Below are 11918 nucleotides of genomic sequence, written 5' to 3'. Positions count from 1 at the left end.
TGCAAAGCGTGACCTTGAGGGTATCCTCCGTTTCAAAAATAAAGATAACGGAGGATACCATGAGTTCAGCGTCCATTCAGAATGCGGAAAATTCCAGCCCTTATGATCTGGAAGCTGGTTTTGTCGCCTATCCACTCTTGTTTCAGCAATCCGCCACGGAAGCCCCTGAATTGGAGGTACTGCAGGTCGAAGGCGCAGGCGTTACTTGGGCCGAACTTATTCTGGATGTTAATAAAGTCGCGAACTTCTTGACGAGCCGGGGCCTTGGTCGTGGTGACAAGATTGCAATTCTTGCCAGAAGTAGCCGGGAATATGTCACTGTTTATCTGGGAGGATTGCAGGCAGGCGTTTGTATTGTGCCCCTCTCTGGGATGGCGTCTAGTGAACAGCTGGCGGGCATGATAGAGGACAGCGGCTCCAAACTTCTTTTTGCCTCGAGCTCAACTTTGGATCTGATCGAACCTTTCATGGGCAAACTGAATGGGTTGGCGAAAGATGCCTATATTGCTTTTGATTTTGATAAAGAGGGTTGGGCTAGTTTCAAAGATGTCATCGAGCCGATGCCTACAGATGTCCATGTTGCGGATATTCAGCCAGAGGACGCCTTTAACCTGATATACAGTTCCGGCACAACTGGCGTTCCCAAGGGGATCGAGCAGAGCCATTATATGCGCTATCAGCATGTGCTACGCTTCAGTCAGATGGGTCTGGAGAAGGGGGCGACGACTATGATCGCGACGGCTCTTTACTCAAATACCACGCTGGTTGCCATGCTGCCGACCTTGGCTCTTGGCGGGCGCGTTGTGTTGATGCCTAAGTTCAATGTGGAAGAATATTTGCGGTTGGCTGAACAAGAGAAAGCCACTCATACAATGCTGGTTCCAGTTCAATATCAACGGATCCTGGCGTATGAAAAGTTCGATGACTATGATCTCAGTCATTGCCAGCTAAAGCTTTCTACAAGTGCGCCGCTACGTGAGCACGTGAAGCGGGATGCGCTTGAGCGTTGGCCCGGTAAGCTGATTGAGGTTTATGGCCTGACAGAAGGGGGGATTGGGACTGTCCTCAACGCAACAGAAAATCCTGATAAGCTGGCCTCTGTTGGGCAGCCCGGGATGGGAGCGGAAGTCCTGATCATTAATGAAGAGGGTGAAGTTTTGCCCCAGGGTGAAATTGGAGAGATTGTCGGACGGTCTGATGCCATGATGACCGGTTACCATAATCGTCAGGATTTAACCGATGAAATGATCTGGAAACATCCTGATGGACGGATCTTCTTCCGAAGTGGAGATATGGGTCGGCTGGATGAGGATGGATTTCTATATCTGTTGGACCGAAAGAAAGACATGATCCTTTCAGGTGGTTTCAACATCTACGCCGCTGATATTGAAGCGGAATTAATCCGTCATCCTGAGGTGACCGATGTGGCTGTTATCGCGATTCCGAGTGAGGAATGGGGAGAAACACCTTTGGGGCTGGTCGTGCTTGCTCCAAATGCAAAATCAAGTGAGGATGATATCCAGGTTTGGGTCAATGAGCGGCTTGGTAAAACACAGCGGGTGTCCGGAATTGTGACCCGAGACGATTTACCCCGTAGTACAATTGGCAAGATCCTCAAACGAGAACTCAGAGATGAGTATATTAAACAATCAGTTAGCTAAATAGTGTTGGTTTTTTAATTTACACATGGTTAATAATTATCTGACATTATCCACAGGATATATTAAGAAAAGGATGGATCACAACGCGTGACACTTAAAAGGTGCGGAAGTAATGGGCGCTGATGCTGGCGAAGTAAAGGAACAACCAGCAGCCAAGGTTCCTTTGAAGGAACGGCTAAAGCTTTGGTGGGAAGGTTACGAGCTTCAGGAAAAACGGAAGCTTGTCGTAACCGAGGCTGAAGACTTGCCCATTGAAGATGATGGGCCACCAACCGTTCATGGCTGGTCCTTAAGTCGCCGCAAATCCGTTGTCACTTTATTTGGCGATGGGATGACCCGCTGTGTTCCAGATACAACCAAGCAAAAGCTGACAAACCCACTCGGCATCAACAAAACACTGAGTGTTGTGGAGCTTGGCTCTGGTCTCGGCGGCTTTGCCCATTGGGTGAATGAAAAGTTTGAAGCCTATGTGGATGGCTATGAAGAAGATCAGGACCTGGTCAATGCTTCAAATGAAATGACCAAGATGGCGGGGAATTCCCGTTTTCTGAGATTCCATAAATGTGATTTTGAAGAATTTGACCCGAAACCAAAATCTGCAAATGTAGCTTACGCATCTGAAGCGCTGTTCACAGTAAAGAATAAAGCCGCCTGTTTTGCCCGGATTCACTCAATGATGAAGAATGAAGGGCAATTCATGATGTCTGACTATATGGTGGAAGGGGTTTCTCTTGATCATCCAGCTCTTCTGGAATGGTATGAAATGGAGCCCAAAAAACCACATTTGTTAGAAGTCCAGGAAGCGCGGACACTGTTGACCAAAGCTGGGTTTGAGGTGAGCATCGCCGAAGATACCACAGATGAATACAGGGCGAATGTGTTGAAAGCATTTGCTGAATATGCCCAGAAAACAAGCGCTGGTGCCAAAAGTGGTCACTTGCATGATTGGGTGTTGAAAGAGGGTGAGCTGTGGACCGCCCGAGTGAAAGCTATGGAAAGTGGTGCGCTTAAAGTCTTTAGGATTTACGCGCGCGTACCACCGGAAATCGTCTAGAAATTTCAATAAAATTCGACTGATGTGAAAAATGGCAATGTTTCTGCCTTTTCCGCATTGACATATGAAGGATCGGTGAGTATGTTCCGGCCTTCAAATTCAGAACAGATTTTTGGGACCTGTGTCATGAAAGTAATTAACTCGCTGAAATCTGCGAAAAAGCGTCATCGCGATTGCCGCGTAGTTCGTCGTAAAGGACGTGTCTACGTGATTAACAAAACAAACCCACGTTTCAAGGCACGTCAGGGCTAAGCTCCGATTGACCTTGGAAAACAAGGAAGCCCGGTTTCCGGGTTTCTGGATGGTGAAAAAAGCCGCTCTGTACCGCAGTAGCGGTTTTTTTGTGCCTGAAAGGTCCCTATAATAGTGAGTCTGAGCAATAGGGAGGATTCTCCATGGTAATGATGCCGAAACCGGATGAAGATGTTCTAGCCAAGCGGGGATATCTGGTTGAGCAACTTCGTGAACTGGTTCGCAACCCAGAAGCAGTCATTGATGAGGAAGCAGGACTTAGGGCTTTTGAATGTGATGGGTTAAGTGCCTACCGTCAATTGCCAATGATTGCCGTGCTTCCTGAAACCAAAGAAGAGATTGCGGAGATCCTTAAATTTTGCGCTGCCGAAGGCGTCAATGTGGTGCCGCGCGGTGCTGGAACGTCCTTGTCTGGAGGTGCGCTACCACTGGCAGATGGTGTGCTGTTGGGCCTCGGCAAGTTTAATAAAATTCTTGAGCTCGATTATGATAACCGCTGTGCCGTCGTGCAGCCGGGTGTGACCAATCTGGCGATTACAGAAGCTGTGAAAAGCGATGGCTTTTATTATGCGCCTGATCCATCCAGTCAAATTGCCTGTACTATCGGGGGCAATATTGCAGAAAATTCCGGCGGTGTTCATTGCCTGAAATACGGCCTGACCACCAATAATGTGCTGGGTGTCGAGATGGTAACCATGGATGGTGAGATTATCCGTCTTGGGGGTAAGCATCTGGATGCGGAAGGCTATGATCTTCTGGGGATCGTGACCGGATCTGAAGGGCTTCTCGGTGTGATCACCGAAGTCACCGTTCGAATTTTGAAAAGTCCGGAATTTGTCACCGCGCAATTAATTGGTTTTCCCTCTAGCGAGCAGGCTGGTGAATGCGTGGGCCAGATCATCGGGGCCGGTATTATTCCTGCCGGTATGGAGATGATGGATCGCTATGCCATTCACGCTGCCGAAGAATTCTGTCACGCCGGGTATCCATTGGATGTGGAGGCGCTCCTTATCGTTGAGCTGGATGGTCCAGAAGTGGAAATTGAGTATAACAACGAGAAGATAGGTAAGATCGCAAAAGAATGCGGCGCTACGGTTATTAAGCAAAGTCAGAGTGAAGAAGAACGCATGACCTTCTGGGCGGGACGAAAAGCTGCGTTTCCCGCTGTAGGCCGAATTTCGCCAGATTACATGTGTATGGACGGTACAATTCCCCGCGGGCAGCTACCTTATGTCTTGAAGCGGATGAACGAGCTCTCCGCCCATTATGGGCTCCGGGTAGCGAACGTTTTTCACGCTGGGGACGGAAATTTGCATCCGCTGATCCTGTTTGATGCCAATGAGCCAGGCGAGTTGGAAAAATGCGAACAGTTCGGTGCTGATATTCTCAAGCTGTGTGTTGAGGTTGGTGGTGTGCTGACTGGCGAACATGGGGTTGGCATTGAGAAGCGCGACCTGATGGGAGAGATGTTCTCTGAGGATGATCTGAAGCAGCAGCAGCGATTGAAATGTGCTTTCGATCCAGATGGACGACTTAATCCCGGCAAAGTCTTTCCGGTTCTGCATCGTTGTGCTGAACTTGGCAAAATGCATGTGCATGAAGGCCAAATTCCTTTCCCAGATATTCCCAGGTTCTAAGACATGTCGTTATTTGAAGTTTCCTCAGATGCCCAGGTTCTGGAACTCCTGGAATGGGCGAGCGCCGAAAAGACCCCACTTAAAATCGAGGGGTCTGGCAGCAAGAATGAGCTTGGCCTGCCTGTTGAGGCAGAACATACCCTGTCCCTAAAAGGTCTCAAGGATATTAAAATGTATGAGCCAGGTGAACTGGTCATGCAGGCAGGCGCGGGAGCTGCCTTGTCGGATATTGAGGCTGAACTCCTGGCCAACAACCAGCGGCTGGCGTTTTCCCCACCGGACTTGGGGCCGCTTTATGGCAAGGAAGCGGGGCTATCCACACTTGGTGGCGTGTTTAATGCTAACCTGTCCGGATCTTCACGGAACCGTGCAGGCGCTGCGCGAGATCACTTGTTGGGCGTACAAGGCGTTACCGGTCGTGGTCAGGCCTTCCAAACCGGTAGCCGGGTCATGAAAAATGTGACCGGATATGATCTCTGTAAATTGGTTGCGGGATCTTACGGAACCGTAACCGTCTGCACAGATTTTACCTTCAAGGTTTTGCCAAACCCGGAAAAGGTACGAACGATCCTGATTTATGGGCAAGGGACAGGTGCTGCGGTGCTGACCATGCGAGATGCGATGTCCTCAGTACATGAAGTCGTTTCGACCGCTTATATTCCAGCCAACATGACGAAGGCTTATGATCTGGATTATGTGAGTGATCAGGATCAGCCAATTACGGCCTTGCTGATTGAAGGTGCGCCGCCCTCCGTCGCTCATCGCAATGATGCCTTGAAAGAAATGTTCAAGGAAGCCGGCGAGATTGAGGAACTGCATGGCATGCGATCCCGGAAATTCTGGTCGGCAACAGCCAGCGTAACACCATTTGCAGCTGATCAACAAAGATTAGTCTGGCGTGTCTCCTTGCCGCCGTCTGATACTGCGGAATATCTATTCCGATTAGGACAATCTATTCCTGATCTCATATATTATTTGGACTGGGCTGGGGGGCTTATCTGGCTTTCTGTTCCAGCTGACACACCGCTTGCCGGGGCAGAAGTCATTCGTGGTGAAATTCGAAATGGTGGTCATGCGACTTTGATGCGGGCACCAGAAGACTTAAGACTCAAAGCAGGTGTGTTCCAGCCGTTGGATCCCATAAAAATGCGAATTACCGAGAAAATCCGCGAAGGGTTTGATCCCTATCGGATCCTCAATCCAGGTCGCATGTATCCGGTGAGTGGGGGAGATGCCTGATGAAGACCGATTTTTCCCTTGCCCAACTGGCCGACCCAAAATTCCAGGAATCCAATGATATCCTGAGGAAGTGTGTGCATTGTGGGTTCTGCACGGCGACCTGCCCGACATATACCGAACTGGGAGACGAGCGGGATAGTCCCCGTGGGCGTATCTATCTCATTCAGCAAATGCTGCAAAATGAGGCGCCTGCACCTGAAGAAACGGTGACCCACCTGGATCGGTGCTTATCCTGTTTCTCCTGCATGACAACCTGTCCCTCAGGCGTGGACTATATGCATCTGCTGGATCATGCGAGAGCCTATGTAGATGAGACATATGATCGCCCACTCATTGACCGGCTGCTGCGAAAAATGCTGAGCGTCTTATTGGTGCGGCCAAATATGTTTCGCCTGTCTCTGTTTGCTGCGGGTTTTGCAAAGCCGTTCAAATCGGTTTTTTCAGGACGGCTTCGGGCTATGCTCGAAATGGCGCCAAGCCGGTTGCCTTCCAGATCCCTTCTCGATGAAACGCCTAAGCATAAAGCGATCGGTGGCTCATCAAATGGCCGGGTGATCTTGATGACGGGGTGTGCGCAGAAGGTTCTCTCCCCCGATATCAATGATGCGACGATCCGCTTGCTAACCCGTCATGGGATAGAAGTGGTTATTCCCGAAAGCGCAGGTTGCTGTGGGGCGTTGCCTTTGCATATGGGGCAAGAGGATCCCGCCAAGGCGCTGGCCCGAAAAAATGTCGAAGCTTGGTCAGCGGAAATAGAGGCTGGCAAGCTGGATGCAGTTATCATCAATACCTCTGGCTGCGGGACGACTGTGAAGGATTACGGACACCTTTTCCAACACGATGAGCCCGAAGTCGCCAAGAAGGCAGAGCAATTGTCAAAACTTGCAAAAGATGTGACTGAGTACTTGATGGATTTGGAGCTCGAAACATCGAATTTCAGCTCGGACTTGGTCGTTGCTTATCATTCCGCCTGTTCCCTTCAGCATGGCCAGAAGGTTATTCAACCCCCTAAAATGCTTCTGGAAAAAGCCGGTTTTACTGTAAAAACCCTACCCGAAGCACATATTTGCTGCGGATCCGCTGGCACTTACAACCTGTTGCAACCAGAACTTTCCAAGCGCTTGAAAGAACGGAAAGTCCGCAATATCCGATCCGTAAAACCGGACCTGGTTTCTGCCGGTAATATCGGCTGTATTGAGCAGATTGCCTCCGGCATGGATCTGCCAGTGGTTCATACTGTGCAGCTTCTGGATTGGGCAAGTGGTGGCCCAAAACCAGAAAAACTGGAGAATTAAAGCTTTATATTTTCATAAAACCCGAATTCGCGTCGTTAAACCCTATAGTTGAGTATTGGTGTAGGAGATTGCGATGCGCGTGGTTGTTTGTTTTATGGGTTTGGCTTTGGCGTACTTTTGGGTGGCTTCACAAAGTTATGCTGCGACGCTTCTTATTAAAGATAATACCTTAGTCAAGATTACGGGGCTTCAAGCCGGTGACAAATTCTATGATGTAGAGTTTGTTGATGGTTCCTGTGTTGAGTTGTTTGATGGCTGTGATGAGGAAAGTGATTTTCTTAGCTTGCCAAATGATCAGCTTGAAAATCTCACAACAGCCTTATCTGATCAAATTTCTAGTTTTTTGGAGTGGTGCGTTGATTTTGGGATTAATGGTGTCGATACAGGCGGGAATATAACCTTTATTATGCCGCAGGGGCCTTCAGATGATCCAGCGCAAGTAAATGCTCAAACTGCAACTTATTCATCTGCCACGGCTATTTGGTCATATATCGTTGGAACGCATTATAGCAATACATCCAGTACCAATGCGGATGGCAGTATTGTTTACATCATCACCTCAGAAAATGGCGATATCGACATGCCAGCGGTTCCACTTCCGCCAGCATTGTTGCTGTTTTTTGGGGCTGGAATGGTATTATTGCGATTTGTGAAAGTTAAAGCACGAAACGCTTAATTTAGTCCAGATTGAGGGTTTTTTCGCCGACCCAGGCAATGCGGAGGATGTTTGTGGAGCCAGGCGTACCGAAAGGAACGCCCGCCATGATGACGATCCGCTCCCCAGGTCTGGCGAAGCCTTCCTTGAAGCAGATGTTGCAGGCTTTTTCGACCATGTCGGCAAAGTTTGCAGCATCTTCCGTATGGACGCAATGCAAGCCCCAGACAATGGCCAGTCTACGCGCAGTTGGCAACGATGGCGTAAGTGCGAGTATTGGTGTCGTGCCCCGCTCCCGCGCGGCGCGAAGGGCAGTGGAGCCTGACGTTGTATAAGTAACGATGGAGGTCGCATTGATTGTTCGGGCAACTTGGGAGGCTGCCGCACTGATCGCATCGGCAGTCGTTGCTTCTAGTATGCCATGCTGGTTATCCATCCGTTTCTGGTAATTGACGTCAAGTTCGGTCTCTTCGGCAATGTTACTCATGGTCGAGACGGCTTCATAAGGATATTCACCCGCTGCACTTTCAGCAGACAGCATCACCGCATCAGCCCCGTCGTAGATCGCGTTGGCGACGTCGGTAACCTCCGCCCGGGTTGGCACGGGAGAGGTAATCATGCTTTCCAGCATTTGGGTCGCAACGACAACCGGTTTTCCGGCCTCCCTTGCGACACTGATGATGTTTTTTTGAATGGACGGGACCTTTTGTAGAGGGATTTCTACGCCCAGATCCCCGCGTGCAACCATGATTGCATCTGCCAGTTCGATAATGCCATCCAGTTCATCTACAGCTGCGGGTTTTTCGATTTTGGCCATAACCCCGGCCCGGCCTGAGACAATTTTTTTGATTTCGGCGACATCTTCAGGGCGCTGCACGAAACTGAGGGCAACCCAGTCAACACCAAGTTCTAGTGCAAAATCCAGATCCCGACGGTCCTTTTCCGTCAGCGCACTCATTTTCACAATGGCGTTTGGAATATTGACCCCTTTGCGATCCGATAATTTCCCGCCAACCATAACTTCACAATCAGCAGTTTCAGGAGAGGCTTTGAGGACTTTCAGCCGGAGTTTGCCGTCATCAAGAAGGAGTTCAGTACCAACCTCTAGTGACTCCATGACTTTGGGGTGAGGGAGGGAAACGCGGGTTTTGTCGCCGGGCTTATCTTGCAAATCGAGCGTGAACTTATCGCCATCTTCCAGCTTGATTGGGCCATCCGCAAAAGTGCCGATCCGGATTTTTGGGCCTTGCAGATCGGCAAGTATCCCGATGGGGCGACCTTGTTTTTCTTCTAGTGCCCGTATGGTGTCATACCTGGCTTTGTGATCTGCATGCTCACCGTGGCTGAAATTCAGGCGAAAGACGTCGACCCCAGCTAGGTGTAGTTTCTCCACCATCTCAGGGGAGGAGCTAGCAGGGCCTAGTGTGGCGAGAATTTTGGTTTTTCGTTGGCGGCGCATGGTTTGATCACAAGTCCTTTTGTTCCAGCGTATGGGTAGGGTAACCAGACTATCTGACTGTAATATTTAGTATATCTAGTGTTTTTCCTCAAAAAGTTTCTCAATTTTCGAGATTGTTAGGAAATAATTAATACTAAAAAGTCACAAACTTATTTCCATGAAAAGTGGATTTCCAGATAGACAGATTCGGTGGTACTTCCGTGTTGGACTGAAGCGGCAGCTTGTTCGGTTGCTCTATGCAGGTGCCGATGGCATTGGGTTTTGCGTCGCCCTCATCCGCTTTCAATTTATTCCTTGGATGAGACTAAGTCTGCATCGATGGAAGAAAAAGTCGAGCGAAGCTTTTCAGATCGACCGGGCCGAACCAAACGTTTCTGCAGGACCGTTCAAACGGGATCATAAACCTTCCATACCGGCCCGAAAGGCGGCTGAGTATCTGGAGGATCTGCGCCTTCGGAGTGAGCAAACTGGTAAAAAATACACCTACAGCTGGGCGGTGACCCGCTTGTCCGAGTTGGAAGCGTCCGGAATTGCTGATCCGGTTGCCTATTTCAATAATGAGATGACAGATTGGTGGCTTGCACCAGATGGCATGATGGAACAAGACGCAGATTTCCTCGGGATCGCGATGGCGATTGAAGAGCGCTGGCACCAGTAACATCAATTAGAATTCCAGATCGAAATTGCCTGCTTTTCAGGGGTAGTGATTATCGCCTATATTGAGTTCTTTGAACCGATCCCAGTAAGCCAGATCCGTAAACCTGAAATGCCTGACTCTTTTTATACGTTAAACGAACACAGCAAATCGCCAATCTTTCTGATTGCAGATCATGCCAGCCGTCACATCCCAGAGGACTACAAAAACCTTGGGATTGAGGACGTATCCTTGCTGCGCCGGCATGTGGCTTGGGATATCGGGATTGAGGATGTCACGAAGAGATTGGCTGAAAAACTGGATTGCCCAGCTATCTTTTCCTGTTTTTCTCGCCTTTTGATTGATGCCAATCGTTATCCCGATGATCCATCGTCTACGCCCTATGTAAGTGATGGTGTTGTGGTCCCTGCCAATAAGGATGTATCGGAGGTCGAGCGTTCGAGGCGGATAGAGACTTATTTTCAGCCTTACCATGACCAAATTACCAAAATGCTGGATGATCTGTTAAACCTGACAGAGACACCAATAGTTATCTCCATGCATAGTTTTACGCCGATCATGAATGATTTCGAACGACCTTGGCATATCGGGGTTCTGTGGGATCAGGATGGTCGGATCGCGCTTCCCATGCTCGAAATTTTGAAAAAAAATGCGGCTTTGGTTGTTGGTGATAATGAACCTTACTCAGCGCGTGAGCCTCTCGGTTACACGATGAACGAACATGGTACCAAGCGCGATATTCCGCATGTTGTCATTGAGATCAGGCAGGATCTTATCGATACACATCATGGGGCTGAGCAATGGGCCAATCTCATTGCGGACCTTCTTCGGCAAATTGAAAAAAGACTTCTCGGGGACGCTGCTTAAGATGTCGATCAAGGAACCTACATTTACGATCGGGATTGAGGAAGAATATCTTCTGGTGGATCCAGAGACACGGGATCTTGCAATTGATCCACCTTCAGCCATCCTGGAAGAATGTGAGAGGCGTCTCCCACATCATCAGGTGACGCCTGAATTCTTAAGATCCCAGATCGAAATTGGGACATGCGTTTGTCATAACGTGGGGGAGGCGCGCGAAGCCTTAAGTGAGCTTCGCTCTACGGTTTCTGATGTGGCGCAAAAGCATGGCCTTGGATTGATGGCTGCCTCCACTCATCCGTTTGCAGATTGGCACCTTCTCAAGCATACAGCCAAAGAGCGCTATGATGTGATTGCCCGGGATTTGCAGGCTGTTGTCAGGCGATTGATGATCTGCGGGATGCATGTTCATTGCGCGGTTGAGGAGCCGGAACTTAGGATTGATCTGATGAACCAGATCTCATACTTCCTGCCGCATCTCTTGGCGCTCAGTACATCTTCTCCTTTTTGGCGGGGTGAGGTGAGTGGCCTGAAATCCTATCGGTTAAGTGTGTTCGATAGTTTGCCCAGAACCGGGATCCCCGATCGGTTTGAAAGTTTTGGTGAATATGAGCGTCTGATCAATGTGATGGTTGAGGCCGGAGCCATCGAAGAGGGGTCAAAGATTTGGTGGGATTTGCGCCCCTCTGGCAAGTTTCCAACTTTGGAAATGCGGATGACCGACGTCTGCACGCTGATGGAGGATGCCCTTTGTATCGCAGCGATCTATTCCAGTTTGCTTCGCATGCTTTATCGGCTTCGCCGGAATAATCAGCGCTGGCGGATTTATCCTCGAACTCTGGTGGCAGAAAACCGATGGCTCGCGCAGCGATTTGGTGTTGAGGGGAAACTAATTGACCTTGGGATTATTGATCAGGTCCCAGTTTCAGACCTGATAGAAGAGATAATCGAACTTGTTCGAGAAGATGCGGAAGCGCTTGGGTGTCTTGATGAAGTCTTGCACGCTCGCACGATTATTTCCCGAGGAACATCGGCCGATCGGCAGCTGGCGACATTTAAGGCTTCACAGGATGCAGGTGAGGATCTGAAGACATCGCTTCAAAAAGTAGTTGATCAGGTCTTGCAGGAAACTATTTCCGGCTTAGGTTGA

11 protein-coding genes are annotated in these 11918 nt (G+C 49.4%); 10 read left to right on the top strand and 1 reads right to left on the bottom strand.

Annotated elements, in window-relative coordinates:
* Positions 1 to 59: 59 nt before the first annotated feature.
* The 7 genes from HH301_RS14975 to HH301_RS14945 all read left to right on the top strand — a co-directional run bounded on the left by HH301_RS14975 (position 60) and on the right by HH301_RS14945 (position 7814).
* A complete protein-coding gene (locus tag HH301_RS14975; RefSeq protein WP_169569832.1) occupies positions 60 to 1661 on the top strand; it encodes a class I adenylate-forming enzyme family protein in 1602 nt (533 codons plus the stop codon).
* 112 nt (positions 1662 to 1773) lie between these two features.
* On the top strand, positions 1774 to 2715 hold the full coding sequence (locus HH301_RS14970) for a methyltransferase domain-containing protein (protein ID WP_169569831.1): 942 nt from the start codon (positions 1774 to 1776) through the stop codon (positions 2713 to 2715).
* A gap of 126 nt (positions 2716 to 2841) precedes the next feature.
* Positions 2842 to 2967, top strand: coding sequence for a type B 50S ribosomal protein L36 (gene ykgO, locus HH301_RS14965; RefSeq protein WP_169544712.1), 126 nt, complete (start codon positions 2842 to 2844; stop codon positions 2965 to 2967).
* Between the two features lie 152 nt (positions 2968 to 3119).
* On the top strand, positions 3120 to 4604 hold the full coding sequence (locus HH301_RS14960; RefSeq protein ID WP_169569977.1) for an FAD-linked oxidase C-terminal domain-containing protein: 1485 nt from the start codon (positions 3120 to 3122) through the stop codon (positions 4602 to 4604).
* Between the two features lie 3 nt (positions 4605 to 4607).
* A complete protein-coding gene (locus tag HH301_RS14955; RefSeq protein WP_169569830.1) occupies positions 4608 to 5843 on the top strand; it encodes an FAD-binding protein in 1236 nt (411 codons plus the stop codon).
* Positions 5843 to 7138 (top strand): glycolate oxidase subunit GlcF, encoded by a 1296-nt coding sequence (gene glcF / locus HH301_RS14950; RefSeq protein ID WP_169569829.1) that lies wholly within the window; start codon positions 5843 to 5845, stop codon positions 7136 to 7138. The genes HH301_RS14955 and glcF overlap by 1 nt, the downstream gene beginning before the upstream one ends.
* A 73-nt stretch (positions 7139 to 7211) precedes the next feature.
* On the top strand, positions 7212 to 7814 hold the full coding sequence (locus HH301_RS14945) for a hypothetical protein (RefSeq protein WP_169569828.1): 603 nt from the start codon (positions 7212 to 7214) through the stop codon (positions 7812 to 7814).
* A 1-nt stretch (position 7815) separates the two neighbouring features.
* Here the strand turns inward: HH301_RS14945 and pyk are convergent, their stop codons facing one another.
* Positions 7816 to 9252: a pyruvate kinase gene (gene pyk, locus HH301_RS14940; protein ID WP_169569827.1), complete on the bottom strand. Its 1437-nt coding sequence runs from the start codon at positions 9250 to 9252 to the stop codon at positions 7816 to 7818.
* Between the two features lie 157 nt (positions 9253 to 9409).
* On the opposite strand from pyk, the gene HH301_RS14935 reads away from it, so the two are divergent.
* The 3 genes from HH301_RS14935 to HH301_RS14925 are packed head-to-tail and all read left to right on the top strand — an operon-like array spanning position 9410 to position 11918.
* Entirely contained in the window at positions 9410 to 9910 is a 501-nt protein-coding gene (locus HH301_RS14935) for a hypothetical protein (protein ID WP_169569826.1), read from the top strand.
* A gap of 45 nt (positions 9911 to 9955) precedes the next feature.
* Positions 9956 to 10774, top strand: a complete 819-nt coding sequence (locus HH301_RS14930; protein ID WP_169569825.1) for an N-formylglutamate amidohydrolase — start codon at positions 9956 to 9958, stop codon at positions 10772 to 10774.
* A gap of 7 nt (positions 10775 to 10781) precedes the next feature.
* The gene (locus HH301_RS14925; RefSeq protein ID WP_169569976.1) at positions 10782 to 11918 is read left to right on the top strand and encodes a carboxylate-amine ligase; all 1137 of its coding nucleotides are present in this window, start codon (positions 10782 to 10784) and stop codon (positions 11916 to 11918) included.

Origin of the sequence: Sneathiella limimaris (assembly GCF_012932565.1) — a bacterium.
GTDB lineage: Bacteria > Pseudomonadota > Alphaproteobacteria > Sneathiellales > Sneathiellaceae > Sneathiella > Sneathiella limimaris.
This window is presented reverse-complemented; position numbering and strand designations above follow the sequence as displayed.